This is a genomic window from Collinsella sp. OF02-10 (assembly GCF_003463445.1).
Classification (GTDB): Bacteria; Actinomycetota; Coriobacteriia; order Coriobacteriales; family Coriobacteriaceae; genus Collinsella.
In genome coordinates this window covers 1-15678 of sequence record NZ_QSCW01000016.1, presented here as the reverse complement: position 1 = coordinate 15678, position 15678 = coordinate 1, and the positions used below count along the sequence as shown (strand labels likewise).

General features: G+C 62.6%; 15 protein-coding genes. 2 read left to right on the top strand and 13 right to left on the bottom strand.

Annotated features, from left to right (window positions below; all coding sequences use genetic code 11):
* Positions 1 to 52 precede the first annotated feature (52 nt).
* The 6 genes from hpf to tmk all read right to left on the bottom strand — a co-directional run bounded on the left by hpf (position 53) and on the right by tmk (position 6840).
* On the bottom strand, positions 53 to 637 hold the full coding sequence (hpf, locus tag DXA43_RS07900; RefSeq protein ID WP_035137685.1) for a ribosome hibernation-promoting factor, HPF/YfiA family: 585 nt from the start codon (positions 635 to 637) through the stop codon (positions 53 to 55).
* A gap of 317 nt (positions 638 to 954) precedes the next feature.
* Positions 955 to 1962 carry an ABC transporter substrate-binding protein gene (locus DXA43_RS07895; protein ID WP_158564965.1) on the bottom strand — a complete coding sequence of 336 codons (1008 nt, stop codon included), beginning with the start codon at positions 1960 to 1962 and terminating at the stop codon, positions 955 to 957.
* A 465-nt stretch (positions 1963 to 2427) separates the two neighbouring features.
* On the bottom strand, positions 2428 to 3234 hold the full coding sequence (locus DXA43_RS07890; protein ID WP_233540049.1) for a double zinc ribbon domain-containing protein: 807 nt from the start codon (positions 3232 to 3234) through the stop codon (positions 2428 to 2430).
* Positions 3235 to 3336: 102 nt separating this feature from the next.
* Positions 3337 to 5037 (bottom strand): regulatory iron-sulfur-containing complex subunit RicT, encoded by a 1701-nt coding sequence (locus tag DXA43_RS07885; RefSeq protein WP_117806784.1) that lies wholly within the window; start codon positions 5035 to 5037, stop codon positions 3337 to 3339.
* Positions 5028 to 6155, bottom strand: a complete 1128-nt coding sequence (locus DXA43_RS07880; RefSeq protein ID WP_117806783.1) for an ATP-binding protein — start codon at positions 6153 to 6155, stop codon at positions 5028 to 5030. Before DXA43_RS07880 ends, DXA43_RS07885 begins: the two co-directional genes overlap by 10 nt.
* A 1-nt stretch (position 6156) precedes the next feature.
* On the bottom strand, positions 6157 to 6840 hold the full coding sequence (gene tmk, locus DXA43_RS07875; protein WP_117799792.1) for a dTMP kinase: 684 nt from the start codon (positions 6838 to 6840) through the stop codon (positions 6157 to 6159).
* A 239-nt stretch (positions 6841 to 7079) separates the two neighbouring features.
* Between tmk and DXA43_RS07870 the strand changes: the two genes are divergently transcribed.
* Positions 7080 to 8063 carry a zinc-ribbon domain-containing protein gene (locus DXA43_RS07870; RefSeq protein WP_117635606.1) on the top strand — a complete coding sequence of 328 codons (984 nt, stop codon included), beginning with the start codon at positions 7080 to 7082 and terminating at the stop codon, positions 8061 to 8063.
* Between the two features lie 141 nt (positions 8064 to 8204).
* On the opposite strand, the gene DXA43_RS07865 is transcribed toward DXA43_RS07870, so the two are convergent.
* The 7 genes from DXA43_RS07865 to DXA43_RS07835 all read right to left on the bottom strand — a co-directional run bounded on the left by DXA43_RS07865 (position 8205) and on the right by DXA43_RS07835 (position 15158).
* Entirely contained in the window at positions 8205 to 10799 is a 2595-nt protein-coding gene (locus tag DXA43_RS07865) for a DNA topoisomerase I (RefSeq protein ID WP_117806782.1), read from the bottom strand.
* Positions 10800 to 10853: 54 nt separating this feature from the next.
* Positions 10854 to 11537 (bottom strand): hydrogenase nickel incorporation protein HypB, encoded by a 684-nt coding sequence (gene hypB, locus DXA43_RS07860; protein WP_117583579.1) that lies wholly within the window; start codon positions 11535 to 11537, stop codon positions 10854 to 10856.
* Between the two features lie 55 nt (positions 11538 to 11592).
* Positions 11593 to 11949 carry a hydrogenase maturation nickel metallochaperone HypA gene (gene hypA, locus DXA43_RS07855; protein WP_117565013.1) on the bottom strand — a complete coding sequence of 119 codons (357 nt, stop codon included), beginning with the start codon at positions 11947 to 11949 and terminating at the stop codon, positions 11593 to 11595.
* Positions 11950 to 11955: 6 nt separating this feature from the next.
* Positions 11956 to 12747: a twin-arginine translocase subunit TatC gene (gene tatC, locus DXA43_RS07850; RefSeq protein WP_055285525.1), complete on the bottom strand. Its 792-nt coding sequence runs from the start codon at positions 12745 to 12747 to the stop codon at positions 11956 to 11958.
* Positions 12747 to 13319 carry a twin-arginine translocase TatA/TatE family subunit gene (locus tag DXA43_RS07845; protein WP_158564964.1) on the bottom strand — a complete coding sequence of 191 codons (573 nt, stop codon included), beginning with the start codon at positions 13317 to 13319 and terminating at the stop codon, positions 12747 to 12749. Before DXA43_RS07845 ends, tatC begins: the two co-directional genes overlap by 1 nt.
* Before the next feature lie 153 nt (positions 13320 to 13472).
* On the bottom strand, positions 13473 to 13787 hold the full coding sequence (locus DXA43_RS07840; RefSeq protein WP_089572422.1) for an STAS domain-containing protein: 315 nt from the start codon (positions 13785 to 13787) through the stop codon (positions 13473 to 13475).
* 66 nt (positions 13788 to 13853) lie between these two features.
* Complete coding sequence (locus DXA43_RS07835; protein ID WP_117806781.1) at positions 13854 to 15158, bottom strand: aminotransferase class I/II-fold pyridoxal phosphate-dependent enzyme; 1305 nt, start codon at positions 15156 to 15158, stop codon at positions 13854 to 13856.
* A gap of 150 nt (positions 15159 to 15308) precedes the next feature.
* On the opposite strand from DXA43_RS07835, the gene DXA43_RS07830 reads away from it, so the two are divergent.
* Complete coding sequence (locus tag DXA43_RS07830; protein ID WP_022093864.1) at positions 15309 to 15563, top strand: hypothetical protein; 255 nt, start codon at positions 15309 to 15311, stop codon at positions 15561 to 15563.
* Positions 15564 to 15678: the final 115 nt, after the last annotated feature.

The following is a 15678-nucleotide window of genomic DNA, read 5'->3' as shown; positions in this document are numbered from 1 at the left end:
CCCCCCCCCCCCCCCCCCCCCCCAGCCGTTAACTCATGCAAGTTAACGTATTTTACTCGTCAAGTGTTTCGATGCGGGGCTTGATGATGCCATATCCACCATTCTTACGGTGATACACCACATTGATAAGGCCGGTCGTCGCGTTCTCGAACACGTAGAAGTCGTGACCGAGCAGATCGGTCTGCACCAGCGCCTGCTCCTCAGTCATCGGAGTGACGTCGATAACCTTCTCGCGGACGAGCAGGTCGTCTTCCTCCTCGGGCAGCAGCAGGTCGGCCAGATCCTCGACGCGCTCGACCGGTGCGACATCCGCGGCGCTGGCACCACCCTGGCGGTTGTCCACGACCTTAGTCTTGAACTTGCGCAGCTGGCGGGTAACCTTATCGGCGGAGAGGTCGATGGCGGCATACATATCTGCGCCGTGCTCGGCAACGCGAATCACAGAGCCGCGGGCACGAACCGTGACCTCGACGATTGCCGGGTTGGGGTTCGAGGGGTTCTTCTCATAACGAAGCACGACGTCGACTGTCATGGGCTCGATATCGAAAACCTTGAGCGCCTCGCCGATCTTCTCATCCACATGCGCACGCAGAGCATCGGTTACCGTCGTCTTGCGTCCAGAAACCTTGATATCCATACGTGGCTCCAATCTGCCTCGGGGACTTACTGTACTGGCTATGTACCCATTGCCGTGCATTTAATCACGCGGATTCCTAAAGACCCGAATAACGACTGCTTGATACCGCATACCGAAGTCTCGCACTTTTCTGTGGCAAAGTGCGCTATGGAAGAGCGACGGCGACTTTGGTTTTGCACCTAAAAAATGTCTTTGACCTGCTGGTTTTATGGAAACGAAAAAGCCGGGCTCCCCTGTTGGGAGAGCCCGGCGATGCGTGTTGAAACCGTGAAGAGGCGTCCCTCCTAGCGCATAGGAGACGCCACCCCTAGCAATAACTAGCTATTAAGCTTGTTAATGTCGTCGTCGGTGATGGTGTCTTCCTGGCTGGACGATTTGTCTTCGGAGGATGCGGTCTCATTGTTGGAATCGGAGGACTCGCTGCCGGAGGATGTGGTCTCGCTGGACTCAGAGTCGCCCGGCTGCACGTTAGCGCCCGAAACCGTCTTAGTGGTGAGGTCGTAGGGCATCGTGCCGTACCAGACGCAGTGGACCGCCTCGAGCGTGCCGTCGGCCGTAATACCGTCGAGGGCATCGCTCACGGCACGACACAGTTCGTCATTGGACGAAAGGCCTGCAACACCAAGCGTCGAGGGCGCCTCGAGCGCACCGACATAGGAGATCTCGCTCATCAGTCGCGCAAGGTAACCGCCAGCCGTGGAGTCGCAGACCACATAGTCGACCTCGCCGGACTCGAGCGCCTCAAAGCACTCGTTGATGTTGGAGTAAGTCTTTTGGTTGGCGGTGATGCTCTGCTTAGCAAGCGCCTCCTGCGAGGCCGAGGACATCTGGATACCCAGAGTAGACGTGTTAAGGGTATCGGTGGAAACGCTCAGCGACCCACCATCGCTGGTTTTACCGAACACGGAAGCGGCATCGTACAGGCACGTGCCGAGCGAGCTAACGTCCCCATCCGTGGAGTTGATCTCGCCGATAAAGATATCAGCCTTTTTGTCACCGAGCGCGGAACCTGCCGAGGACGCATCGACAAAGGCGACCTTAAGGCCCATGCGGCTTGCGAGGGCGCGGGCAGCGTCGACTGCATACCCCGTGAGCTCGCCGTCAGCGCCCTGCATGGCCTGCGGCGCATCGGAGGTATCGAGGGCAACCGTCAGGGTACCGGGGGTGACCAGGGCATCATCCGACACCGCGGGCGTGACGGTCTCGTACTCGATCTGGTCGATCGTGGGAGTCGTGAACGTAGACAGCGGGTTGAACGCGCATCCGCTCAGGCCCAAAACGGCGATGACCGCTGCGGTCCCAGCACCTAACCGAGCCGCGTGCATCAAGCTGCCCCTCACCATGTCCACTACCCTGCCTTCTGTGTCGTATACGATCCGTGCGTTGCGCGGAATATCAGATTGTTCCCACCAGCTGACCTGGTATTTGACCCCACACTTGCGCACCGGGGTGTTTGCTCGGGAGGCCGCAGCCACCTTCACGACTGGCCCGCTCGCCCGCGAGGCGGTATTGCCCCAAAGAAAGTAGAACGGACGGTGCGGCTTACATCTAGGACGCGCCATGATCGCGCCGCGCGCACGCGGTCGCTTACGTGGATCCCTTTGACCGCGTCTGTCTTGGACTAGGACGGGCATTTCGTCCGTCCGCAACCACAGCCTGGCAGGAACGTAGCGCATTATAGCTAAGTTCAAGCTAAAGTTTAAGGTTAGGGGCGTCATTCGCATCGCGAGTACAGATTTCGCAGGTCAGGACGGGCCGCACGCGCCATCTTCACTGCCACAAAACCACCCCTACCAAACACGTGCGATAGCAAGGCCATCGACTGCCGCAGCGCCGGCACGCTTGAGCTCCGCCGAGGCTGCTGCCATGGTCGCGCCCGTGGTGATAACGTCATCGATAAGCAGTAGGCGGCGGCCGTGCACGTCCTCAACCGTCTCGTACATGCCTTGGGCACGCTCGCGACGCTCCTCACGACCGAGTTCGCGCTGGTCGCCATGCCCGTACTTGACGAGGGCATCGAGCAGAGGAACACCCGACAGCTCGCAAAATGGGCGCGCAATGGCCTCCATATGATCAAAACCGCGCCGCCGAAACGCTGCCGCCGTCGCAGGCACAAACACCACCGCATCCGCACCGGACAGCACACCTCCTAAGCGATCGGGCGCTACGACCTGGGCATGCAGGGCGGTGTCGTAGAGCAGCTCCGCCAGATACGGCGCCAGGCGTCGCTCGCCCGCGTCCTTGTACGCTTTAATGATGCGCGGCAGCGGATGCGCATAGACGGAGCACGCCAGGCAGCGGTCGAGCGCCTCCGCCATTGCCGAGGACGTGCCCTCGACCGAACACTCAGTGCACAGCAAATCCCCAAACGGGGCGCCGCATCGGGTGCAGCTATGACGTGGGTCGATGAGCGTGAGCGCGGCCAGGCAGTCTTGGCAAATAAGCGCACCGGCGCGCTCGCAGCCGGCACATCGTGTTGGCGACAATGCCTCGAGTGCCTCGCGTGCCGCCCGCTCGGCAAACGGCAGCAATTCGTCCGCAAACGGCAGGGCGCCGGCACCCTGCAGACGGCTCAATTTGTTCAGATGGCTCTTCAAGACACAACCCTCCCTACGTTCGGTCGCAGGGAGGGTTGTTGATTCAGCGCTATGATACCCCGATGCGCTCGGGGCAAGGCGAGCAAAATCCGCTCGCGGGCGTTATTCGCCGGCGGGCGGTTGTGGTGCAGACGAAGACGGGGGCGAGCCCTCGCCACCATCCTGGCGCGGCTTGCGGGAACGGCGACGGCGACGGCGCTTTTGGCCCTGGTCGGCCGAGCCCTCGCCACCGCGATCCTCGCGCGGCTCGCGCTCGTCGCGAGCGGCGCCACGCGAAGCCTTAGCAGCCGCTCCCCCGCCATCTCCGGGACGACGGCGCGTGACCTTGACCTCGCCATCCGAGACCTGATCGGCCACGGAGGGCACTGAAGGCTTCTGCTGCGCGCCCAAGGAATGGCGACGGCGCGGACGCGGCGCGCGCTCATCCTCGCCACGTGACTTGCCGCCCTTGTCGGCAGACGCATCGGAGGCCGAGGCGCCCTTGGAAGCGGCACCAGCCTCGCGAGCAGCTGCGGCGCGGAAGGCGTCCTCGCGCTCCTCGCTCGACAGATGACGGCGGCGGCGACGTGTGGGGTTCATGCCACCGCCGCGATTCTGCTGCTGGGGTTGCTGAACCTCGCGCTCGCGAGAGGCGTTCTTGCCCGCGGCTGCAGCCTCGGCAGCATCGCCCGAGCCCGCGCGCTTGCGACGACGACGGCCACCGGCGGCCTCCTCGGCCTCAGGCGTTGCGGCATTGCCACGGCCCTTTCCGCGGCCACGGCCCTCGCCCTGCCCCTGACCGGCGCGAGCATCGGAATCGGCATCGCGACGACGGCGCTTGGGCATCGACGTACCGGCCAGACGGTCGGCGCTCGACAGGCCATCGCCCACGTCGACGCCGTTCTCGCGGTCGAGCTCCATGAGTGCCAGGCGCATCTCGGGCGACTCGATGCGCTCGAGCACGTCGCGCGTCACGCAGTCGGGGCGGCAGTTGCAGCCCTGCTCGGCGGCCTTCTTTTTGCAGCCCTCCGAGCAGGTCATATCGGCCAGGTTGACCTTAAAGACCTTGCCGTTCTCCAGGCGCAGCACCAGCTGCTCACGCGGCGTGTCATATTCCTGAATACGCGCCTTGCCGAGCGGCGTATCGATGAGCGTCTTCTTTTTGGGCGCACGACTCTTAAAGTCCTTGTACGCTTCGAACTCATAGCGCAGGCAGCACATCAGGCGGCCGCAAACGCCGCTGATCTTGGAGGAATTGAGCGGCAGGTCCTGCTCTTTTGCCATGCGGATCGAGACGGGCTCAAACTGTCCGCCAAAGCGCGTGCAACAGAGCTCCTGGCCGCACTGGGCATAGCCGCCCACCAGGCGAGTCTCGTCGCGCACGCCGATCTGGCGCATGTCAACGCGAATGTGCAGCGTCGAGGACAGATCCTTGACGAGCTGGCGAAAATCGACGCGCTCCTCGGCGGCAAAGTAGAACACGGCCTTCTCGCCGCCAAACAGGTACTCGACGCCGACCGGCTTCATCTCGAGGTCGAGCTCTTTGACCAGACGGCGGAAATCGACCATGGCCTCGTCACCCTGGATGGCCAGGTCGTCGGCAAGCTGCAGGTCGATGTCGCTCGCCACACGCAGCACGGGCTTGAGCGGCTGACCGATCTCGTCTTGCGGTACCTCGAAGGGATCAGCCGTGACCAGGCCGATCTCGGTTCCGCGCTCGGTGGAGCAAATAGCGTAATCTGCCTCGAGGATATCCAGGTCCTGCGGGTCAAACCACAGGTCGCGCGAGGCGTAGGTAAACTTAACGGGTACGACTAACGGCATTTCAGTGCCTTCCTGATATCGAACAGCATGACCTCGATGGCCAGCTGGGGAGTAACGTTTCTGGCGATGTTGCGCTCGGCGGTCGCGACCGCCTCGAGCGCCTGGGTGGCACCCGCAACATTGGTCGCGGCGGCAAGCCGACCGATCGTGTCGCGCACGTCCTCGTTCACCACGTCGGCTGCCTCGTCCTGAAGTGTCAGCAGCACGTCGCGCATGAGCGTCCGCGCGCTCGCCAGCGCTTCCATGATACCCGAACGCTCGCGCGCGTTGAGTTCGCGCTTGTTGCGGTCCTCAAGCTGCTTCAATGCTCCACGCGACAGGTAGTCGGCGTTTTGCTCGAGTACCTTTTCCTGCGTGGACTTGACCTCGGCGAGCGGCGCCTTAACGGCGACAATGAGCGACTTGGCGCGGCTGAGCACGTCGGCCTCGTCGGCGGCGATGAGCGAATCGATGGCGCGGACCATCTGGCGGCGAGCATCCTGGCGCTCGGCGCTCTTAAGAAACTCGATGCCGCGTGTGGGGCTTCCCGCCACGGCGACCGCCATGCGGCAACGCGCAGGGTCCTGACCGGTGGCGCGGCTCACGGCCTGCGCGGCGGCGGCGGGCGATACCAGCCGAAACGGCACGCACTGGCAACGACTCACGATAGTGGGCAGCATCACGTCGGCCGAGGTGCCCAGCAAGATAAACATAACGCCCTCGGGCGGCTCCTCGAGCGTTTTGAGCAGTGCGTTGGCGGTGTTGGCACGCAGTTGCTCGGCACGGTCGATGATGTAGACCTTGGCCTTGGCACGGATGGGCGCCAGTGGCACGTCATCGAGCAGCTCGCGGGTCTGGGCAATGAGGTAACCCGTGGCGCTCTCGGGCGTGTAATAGTGCACGTCGGGGTGCGTATGGCGGGCGACGCGCACGCAGCTATCGCATGAGCCGCAGCCATTCTGCTCGCACAGGAAGGCTTGGGCGAGCGCCCACGCGGCGTCGAGCTTGCCCGCGCCGGGAGCGCCCAAAAACAGGTAGGCGTGCGATGCGCGACCGCTAGCGACGGCATTGGTCAAAAAGTCACGCACGCGCTCTTGGGTGTCGAGCTTGGCCAGCAGGCTTGCCTGAGCGGGGGCCATGTTACTCGGCCTCCTTGGCAAGCGCGGCGGCGACGGCTTCCTGCGGAATGTCGAGACCGTACGCGCGAACCTGCTCGACCGTCTTCTCGAAGACTTCCTCGACGGTCGTAGTGGCGTCGATGAGCTTTACGCGGTCTGGCTCCTCGGCAGCAATTGCGCAAAACCCCTCGTAGACACGCTCCTGGAATGCCATGCCCTTAGCCTCCATGCGATCTGCCGCGCCACGAGCTGCCATGCGCAGCGCCGCCTGCTCGGGCGTGATGTGGTAGACGAGCGTGAGCGCCGGGTGCGTTCCCGCGACGGCCAGGTTGTTGGCGTCGCGCACCATCTGGCGGTCGAGCCCATCGGCAAATGCCTGGTAGCAGGTCGTGGAATCGTAGAAGCGATCGCACAGGACCACCTTGCCGGCAGCGAGGGCGGGCGCGATGACCTCGTGCACCAGCTGGGCACGCGCAGCCTCGTAGAGCAACAGCTCGCAGGTATCGCCCATCGTCGTGTTGGCAGGGTCGAGCAGCAGGGCGCGAATCTTTTCGCTGATGGCAGTGCCGCCCGGCTCGCGCAGGCTCACAACCTGATAGCCAGCGAGTTCGAGCGCGCGGGCAAGCAGGCGCGCCTGCGTGGACTTGCCGGCGCCATCGACGCCCTCGAGCGTAATGAAGCTATGTTGAGCGGGCTCAAAAGCCATGGGCGCAGCCCCTTCCTACAAGGCGCGTAAATGCAGATATATCAACCAAGCCATGATACCCCAGTGCTCGGCGCGTCCCCAATGGCTAAAGGCGCCTTTCCAAAGTTGCGGTGAAATAGGGACTGATTGAAGCTCTGAGACCGCCAAACAGTCCCTATTTCACCGCAACTTATGATGGGGAATTTTGGATGCTGGGTATAATCGTCGTATTGCATTGAAATGTGGCGAAAGGAGTGGCAATGTCTCGGTATTGCGCCTCGTGCGGCAAGCTTCTTGCAGATGATGCCAAGTTCTGCACCTCATGCGGTGCACCCGTTGAGCAAACAGCCGCAAGCGATAGCCAGCCCGCTTTTGAGCAGACCGGCTCCCTTGATACGCCGCAAGCCAAGGCGGATGACTCCCTCGCCTATAGCCCCGACCCTGCCGCAAGGACCGAGGCCGTCGAGACCACGCAGCGCATACCCGTCGCGAGCGGCTCGCCCCAACAGCAGCCGGCTCCCGCATACGCGCCCGCTTCGCCACAGACCCCCGCTCCCAAAAAGAGCGGCACCGGGCCGCTTATCGCCGTTATTGTTGTGCTGGTGGCGATCATCATCGCCCTGGTCGTTTTCTTTGTGATCAAGCCTTTCGACAACGCCGCCACGCAGACGACTGCCGCGGTAGCTAAGCTGCACCATGACGTCGACGACGATGACCTAAAGCCTCTCGGCGATCCCAACAGCCTGTACGACGATGATGACGATGACGACGAGGATGGCGGCGAAGCAACGCTCTCCGAGCAGAACCTCTACCGTCGCCTGAGCGAATACTACGACCTGCTCGAAGATCTCGACAGCCAGGTCCGTGGCTGCGCGCAGAACTTCAACGGCAACTATCTGGAAGAGGATCGAACCACCCGTCAAAATCTCGCCGACGTCGCCGAGCGCACGGAGGACACCATCGAGCAGTATTACGACATCGTCGAGGACCTGGACGTCCCGACGAGCTCCAAGAACTACAGCTCCTGGAAGGACATCATCGCCCTGTACGACGACCTGGATCACCGCATTGACGCAATCTGTGATGCCTGGGAGATCAGCCTGAAATACGCCAAGCCTGCGGACCACAAGAATGAGATCGTGGCGCCGCTGTCGCGCGACAACGTGGCGGGTACCAATGACAATAAGTACCGCCTAGACTTTGAGGAGCGCTATCCCGGCGCCAAACCCGTCGAGGTGAACTAGCGCTTTGTCGTTCCCGAGCCGGCAGTTAGAGACGTTCCTAAACTGCCGGCAGAAAAGGAACGTCCCTAACTGCCGGTCAAAAAAACGAGCGAGGATCGTGGGGTCCTCGCTCGTTTTTTAGGCAATGTTTCGACCGCGCCGTTACTTGTCGGAGGCTGCTTTCTTGGCAGTCGACTTCTTCGCGGTCGTCTTCTTGGCGGCAGTGGCTTTCTTAGCCGTGGTCTTCTTGGCCGCCGTCGTCTTCTTTGCCGTGCTCGCCTTGGTTGTGGTCTTGCGACCGCGGGCGGGCTTCTTCTCCTTGGTCGGGCAGTCCATGTTGACGCAGATACGCCACGGACCGCGCGCCGTGTTGACCACCACGATGGGGGCGCCGCACTCGGGGCAGGTCTCGCCCGTCGCCTCGAGCTTGCCGCGCGCCGGCAGCGGATAGCTCACGCCGCAGTCATCGTAGTTGGTGCAGCGGATAAAGCGCTTGCCGCTCTTCTCGCTCTTGTGCGCGATCAGGTCGCCGTGACGTCCGGCCTCGGCACACACCTTGCACTCGCCCACCTTAAGATCGGGCTCGTAGTTGGTGGGGCACGTGGGGTTCACGCAGATCTCGAAGGCCTTCTGGCGGAATGGCTGGCACTTGATGCGCGGCGCGCCGCACTCGGGGCACACGGCGGCCTCGCCCTCGAGCGGGCTCACCTTGACGCCGCTCGGCACCGGATAGGTCACGTCGCAGTCGGGCCAACCCATGCAGCCGATAAAGCTGCCGCGGGTCTTGGCGCTCGTCTTCATAACCAGGTCCTTGCCGCACTTGGGGCAGGCGCCCACGCGCGCATCGGCCGTGACGGCGTCGCTGATGGCGTCGCCCAGCTCCTGCGTATGCTTGAGCAGCTCGTCGAGCACGCCGGCCAGCAGCGCGCGCGAGTGCGTCACGACATGCTCTTCGGTGTCCTCGCCGCGCTCCACGCGGGTCATGTCGCCGTCGAGCTCGCTGGTCATATCGGGGCTCGTGATGCGCGGGGCAAACTGCGACAGCGCGTCGATGATGGCGATGCCCAGCTGGCTCGGCTCAACGGGATCATTTTTGAGATAGCGCACGGCATACAGGCGCTCGATGATACTCGCGCGCGTGGACTTGGTGCCCAGGCCGCGCTTTTCCATCTCCTGCACGAGCTTGCCCTGGCTGTAGCGCGCGGGCGGCTCGGTCTGCTTGGCCTCGAGCTTAATGTCGAATACGTCGACCGTGTCGCCCTGCTCAAGCGGCGGCATCTGCTCGTCGCGCTTGAGACCGTACGGATATGCCTCGCGGAAGCCCGGGGTCACGAGCACGTCGCCCGAAGCCACGAACGGCTCACCGTTCACATCGAGCTCGAGCTTGGTGTTCTCGATGGTCGCGGGCCCCATGAGCGTTGCCAGGAAGCGACGGGCGATGAGGTCATAGAGTTTGCGCTGGCCGCCGTCGAGCGTGGACGGATCGCCCTCGCCCGTGGGGTAGATAGGCGGGTGGTCGGTGGTCTCGACCTTGCCGCGCGTGGGCTTCATGGGGCCGGCGAGCACCTTTTTGCACACGGGCGCCAGCGCCGGGTTGATCTTTGCCAGGTCGCTCACCACGGCGCCCAGATCGAGCGTCGCGGGATACACGGTGTTGTCGACACGCGGGTAGCTGATGAGACCGGCCATGTAGAGGGACTCGGCGATGCGCATGGTACGCGCAGGTGAGATGCCCTCGGCCGCGGCGGCAGCCTGCAGCGAGGTCGTCGCAAACGGCGTGGGCGGCTGCTGCTTACGCGAGCGCTTGGTCACCGCGGCGACGGTTGCCGTCGTAGCGCCGTCAACGTGACCGTACGCCGTCTCAGCAGCATCCTTGTCGGTAAAGCGCGCCGTCTTGTGCGCGATCTTAAAGCGATCGTCCTCGGCAGCGCCTTGCGCGGCGCCCATGCCGCGAATCTGCCAATAGTCCTCGGGCACAAACGCCATGCGCTCGCGCTCGCGCTCGACCACCAGGGCAAGCGTCGGCGTCTGCACGCGGCCGGCGGAACGCACGTTGCCAAAGCCGCCAAACTTGGCGAGCGTCAGGTAGCGCGTGAGCACTGCACCCCAAATGAGGTCGATGTGCTGACGGCTCTCGCCGGCGTCGGCCAGGTTCTGGTCGAGCGAGACAAGGTTATCGAAGGCCTGCGTGATCTCGGCCTTGGTAAACGAAGAATACTGGGCGCGGGCGACCGGCAAGTCGGGCGCCACCTCGCGCACCTTGTTGAGGGCGTCCGAACCGATCAGCTCGCCCTCGCGATCGAAGTCCGTGGCGATGATGACACTGTCGGACTTTTTGGCGAGGTTCTTGAGCGAGCGGATGAGTTCCTTCTCGGCCGGCAGCTTAATGACGGGTGCCCAGGTGAGATAGGGCAGACTCTCGAGCTTCCAGCCCTTGATGGAGATGCCGTCGGCAAGAAACGGCTTGCGCTTGGTGTCGTACGGCGGGCGGGCCAAGCCATCGGGCATATCGGCCGGCAGCATCTCACCGTCCTCCGTGACCGAATACCAGCCCAGCTTTTTATCGAACAGCACGCTGTCGCAAAAATCGGGCGCAAGGATGTGACCGGCAAGGCCGATCGTCACGCACTCCTCGCCCTTCCACTCAAAACGGTAGATGGCGGTGTTGTACACCTTGTCCTTTTTGGGCTTGCCCGTGGACAGACGCTCGGCAATCTGACGCGCGGCGTCGTTTTTCTCGGCGATGATGAGCTTCAAAAGAGGCTCCTATCTCGTATCTCTGCGGCTACGCCCGCCCGTATGGCGGCCGACTTACGCCCTTGCTTGCTCAATCTGCCCGATGAGCCAATCGCACCAGGCATCCATGCCCTCGCCCTTGCGCGCGCTCACGGCAAACCGCGGCGCCTGCGGATTGAGGTCATCGAGTGTCTTAGTATACCTATCCATGTCAAAATCGAAAGCCGGAGCCACGTCGACCTTGTTGAGCAGCTGCGCGCCGGCGTGTTGGAAGATGCCCGGGTACTTGATGGGCTTGTCGTCGCCCTCGGGCACCGAGAGAATCATGATGGACAGGTTCTCGCCCAGGTCAAAGTCGACCGGGCAGACCAGGTTGCCCACGTTTTCGATAAAGATGACGTCGATGTTCTCCAGACCCACAGCCTGGTCGAAGGCGTCGACGGCCTCCATGATCATGTTGCCCTCGAGGTGGCACAGGCCGCCCGTGTTGATCTGGATGGCGGGCATGCCGGCTTCCTTCATGGTGATGGCATCGACATCCGAGGCGATATCGCCCTCGATGACGGCACAGCGCAGGCCGGCTTTGTCACGCAGGCGCTCGTTGGTGCCCAGAATCGTGGTGGTCTTACCCGAGCCGGGGCTCGACAGCACATTGATCACGTAGGTGCCTGCCTCATTAAATCGCTGACGCAGCTGATCTGCCAGGCGCTCGTTGCGCGACAGGATCGGCGACGCGATATCAATCGTTTTCTCGGCCATACTTAGCGCTCCTTACTTTGGCCCCTTTATACCCCATCATTAGATGGCTAGCGGGCTAATCGTCGGGGGTTTCGATTTCGATACTTGCGATATCGAGCTCGCGGCCGTGCAGCAGGCGCACGTTGGCGCCGCCACACTGGGGGCAGCGACAATGGAAACGGTCGTGCTCAAAGACCTCGCCGCAGTCCAGGCACTCGCTTTGTGGATGGACCTCCTCCACGGCAAGCTCGCAGCCGCGCGTGAGCGGGTCCTCATCGCGAAACGTCTCCCACGCAAAGTCGAGTGCCTCGCGCACGACCTCGGTCATATCCCCGATACGAAGCGTTACCAAAACGGCGCGCGAGGCCCCCGCCCCACGCGCCGCGCGAATCACTGTATCGAGTATGCCGTTGACAATGCCAACCTCGTGCATACCGATTTACTCCTCGTCGTCCTCGTCGTCCGAGAACAGGTCCAGACGGCTCACGAACAGGCCCTCCTTGCCCTCGCGCGCGGTAATGACCACGCGAGCGATGGCGAGCGAAATCTCGTAGAGCGAGAGCAGGGCGCCATACATGAGACCCAGCGTAACGGGCGAGCCGTCGGGCGTAATCACAGCCGAACCCACGAGCAGGCCTACGTACACGTAGCGCCAGGCGCTGCGGAAGGCCGCATAGGACACGATGTGGAAAACGGACAGGTAGAAGATGATGAGCGGCAGCTCAAACGCCACACCAAAGCCGATCATAAAGAGCAGCTCCATGTTGACGTAGTTCTCCAGATCGGGCAACGCCGTAGCGACAGCCGAGGTCTCGCCGATGAGCCACTCAAAGCCCGCCGGGATGATGATGAAGTAGCAGAAGATGGCACCCAGGAAGAACAGCACCGTCGAGGCGAGCACCGTGGGCACAACCCACTTGCGCTCGTTGGGGCGCAGTGCCGGCAGGAAAAATGCCAGAATCTGCCAGATGATCATGGGCGTGCACATGACCACGGCCATCTTGATGGCAAGCGAGAAGCGCAGGCCAAAGCCGCCGAGCGTGGTGGTGATGTAAAACTTACCGTCCGGCACAAAGGAGCGGATGGGGTCCTCAAGAATATCGAGCACCACGGGCGTGGCAAAGTACAGCACGATGGCGGCGGCAAACACCGAAACGACCACGATGGTCAGGCGGCGACGGAGCTCTCCCAGGTGATCGAAGAGCGGCATGCGCGCAGGTCCGATCGGCATTACTCATCGCCTCCCTTCGGGGCGTCGGCGGCAGCAGCCTCGGCATCGTCCTCGACCTCGAGCTCGCGAGCGAGCTGGTCGACGACGGCCTTGCGCTTGCGGGGACGACGGGCGTAGAGGTCAGCCGTCGTGGGCTCTGCCGGCTCGGGCTTGGGCTCTGCAGCAGGCTCGGGCTCGACGGCAGCAGCAGGCTCTGTACCCTCGGCCTCATCAACAGCGCCTTCGCCCTCAGCAGCGCCCTCGCTTGCGGCCTTCTCGGCAGCAAGACGGGCGCGACGCTCGGCAAAGGTCTCCTTCTTGGCGGGCGCTGCCGTCTCGGCGGCATCCTCGTCCGCATCGGAATCGTCGTCGGTCGCAGCAGTCTTCTTGGGCTTGACCGGGGCCGACGCGGCCTCGCTCACCGGATCGATAATCTCGGACTGAACAACGGCCGTCATCTTTTCCTGCGTCTCGCGGAACTGACGGATAGCACGGCCGATCGTGCGGCCCATCTGCGGGAGCTTATCCGGGCCAAACAGCAAAAAGCCGAAGACCACGATGATCGCGAGCTCACCCTCTCCAATACCAAACACACATACCTCCAAGGCTCGATGTGAGTCGAGCCCGCACCGCGCCATTCGGCCGGAACTCGTCTATTCATTCGGTCAAGTATAGCGCCCGGACGCCAAAACGTCCGAGCGCATCACAAACATATGCCAAACGGCACGCCCTTTTGGGGGCAAAGATTATGCAGCGGTGATCGAAATCTCCTGGTCGACGCCCAACAGCTGAACCACGCGCATCACCGGGGGCTGCACGTTGACGCAGCTAAAACGCTTACCATGATCAGCTGCGTGGTGTGCGGCGCCCACAAGCACGCCAATGCCCGTCGAATCGATGTAGCTCACCTGGGCAAAATCGAGCTCAACGGCCTCAGTGGGCTGCTCGAGCGCCAGGTCGATGGCATTGCGCAGGCTATCGGCGTTAGAGATATCGATCTCACCGGTCACCTTAATGGTGTAGAGCTCTGGCGTGGGGTTGGTGGAAATACCCAAATCCATGTATACGCTCCTTTACGTATCGAAAGTGCGGATAGTACTAGGCGTGGACTTGCGGGGTCCTACGCGTTAGGCGCGCTCGGAACGCGCAAGCTCGGCAGCGACGAGCTTGACGGCCAGCACCAGCACATCGAGCGCGGCCTCCAGGTCCTCGACCGTGGGATAGCTCGGCGCGATGCGGATGTTGGTGTCGCGCGGATCCTTGCCATAAGGCCAGGTGGCACCAGCCGGCGTGAGCTTGACGCCCAGGTCGGCACAAAGCGCGGCGACCTTCTGGGCCGAGCCCTCGGGGCCATCGAAACTCACAAAGTAGCCGCCATGGGGATGAGTCCAAGTGGCGCAACCCGTGTTGCCCAAGCCCTCGGTGAGTTTACGCTCAACGGCCTCAAAGCGCGGGCGCAGGAACTCGGCATGCTTTTTCATGTGCTCCTTGACCGCCTCGATGGTGGGAAGGAAACGCACGTGACGCAGCTGGTTGAGCTTGTCGGCGCTAATAAGACCGGCCTTCAGGCGCTTGGAGAACTCGGCGATGACCGCGGGGCTCGCACCGATAAAGCCGATGCCGGCACCCGGGAAGGTGATCTTGGACGTCGAGGCAAAGGCCACCACGCGGTCCTCGGTGCCCGCCGCGCGGGCAAGATCGAAGATGTTGGCGAGCTCGTCGGTCTCGTCGTACAGGTCGTGCACGCAGTAGGCGTTGTCCCAGAAGATGCGGAAATCGGGCGCGGCCGTGGGCATCTCGACCAGGCGACGCACAGTGTCCTCGCTAAAGGTGATGCCCGTGGGGTTGGAATACTTGGGCACGCACCAGATGCCCTTGATGGAGTCGTCGGTGGCAACCAGGCGCTCAACCTCGTCCATGTCGGGGCCGTTGTCGGTCATCGCGACGGGGACGTTCTCGATGCCCAAGTCGGCGGTGATGCCAAAGTGGCGATCGTAGCCGGGAACGGGGCACAGGAACTTGACCTTCTTGCCGTCGTGCGCTGCCTCGTAAGCCTCCCAAGGGTCGCTGCCGCACGAGCCGCAACGCCAGAACATACCGGCGATATCGTGCTCGATCAGCAGGCTCGATGAGCCCAGTACGAGCGTCTGCTCGGCAGGACAACCCAGGAACTCCCCCGCCAGCTTGCGTGCCGAGGGAATGCCCTCGAAGCAACCGTAGTTGGAGCAGTCGACATTGCCGTCGTGCAGATCGGCATCGGCATTGAGGATATCGAGCATGGGGCGAGAAATGTTCACCTGGGAGGGCGACGGCTTGCCGCGCGCCATGTCGAGCGCCAGGCCCTTGGCCTTGACCTCGGCAACCTCGGCTTTAAGCGCCTCGATGGCGGCATCGAGTTCGGTGGTTTCCATCTTCTGGTAGATCGTCTGCATGGGGTGCGACCTTTCGCGAAGCGGTACGTTGCAGTTCGTCTAAGTATAGACCGCCATCGTCGCAACGTTATGAAGCCGTGATAGATTAAGTTCATCGCAATCAATTACGAATCGCCGCGCATGCCGGCGTGGGGCGCCCAAGGAGGCACTATGGAGTACGGATCGTTTCAGGCCGAGGAATTCGGCGACTTGCAGCGCCTGGTCGACGGACTGTTTTACGACCGCCACGCCATCGACCGCCTGGATCTGATCGTACAGGCCGAAATCTTGGACCTGGCGCCCGACCTCATGGAGATCGTGAATCTTTTGCCGCCCGGCTACTACGACCGCCAGTCACTTTGCGACCAGCTCAACTCCGCCTTGGCCGCCCACGGCTGGGGCGCCGTCTACGGCACCGTGGAATAGCCCTAGTCATTGGGGACGCACTCATTGGGGACGTACTTAAATGAATAGAACCACTCATTTAAGTACGTCCATTACAGTCTGAAATAGGCCATCGATAAATTTCGATGGCGAGCAT